General features: G+C 69.7%; 1 protein-coding gene. It reads left to right on the top strand.

Translation table 11 applies throughout. The annotated features are described in order from the left end of the window. Window positions 1-258: 258 nt before the first annotated feature. Window positions 259-488: TetR/AcrR family transcriptional regulator (locus H7I41_RS05230; protein WP_264011514.1), on the top strand; the 230-nt coding region annotated here is incomplete at its 3' end.

Here is a 488-nt window from a genome sequence, read left to right on the forward strand (position 1 = left end):
GAGTGCGGCGGCCTGGCGGCGGGCGTCGGCGATGTGTTCGCGCCACGTCCAGACGTCGTCGCCGAATTTGACCGCCGGGGTGTCGCCGTCCGCCCGGGTGCGCAGCAGTTGTTGCAGTGTGTCCGGCATTCCCGCGGCACCTCCGTCAGTGAACAGATCCTCGATACTGTCTACCATCGGCGGCGGCCCGTCCCCCGCCCCGGCGCGACTTGTTGGCAGAATGCAACTCACCGAGTTCTCAAGCCGAGGAGCCATCCTGTGCCGACCCGCACGGCCACCGTCCGCGACCGCCTGATCGATGCGGCCGAGGTGTGCCTGCACGCCAAGGGCATCCGCGCCACCACCGTCTCCGAGGTGGCCGAGACGGCCGGGGTGTCCCGGGGTTGGCTGTACCGGCACTTCCCGGACAAGGTGACGCTGCTGGGCGCGGCCATCGTGCGCCTCAACGAGGCCTACTGGTCGCAGGCGCACGCAGTCCTGGGGCATAT

Source organism: [Mycobacterium] manitobense (genome assembly GCF_025821665.1).
Classification (GTDB): domain Bacteria; phylum Actinomycetota; class Actinomycetes; order Mycobacteriales; family Mycobacteriaceae; genus Mycobacterium; species Mycobacterium arseniciresistens.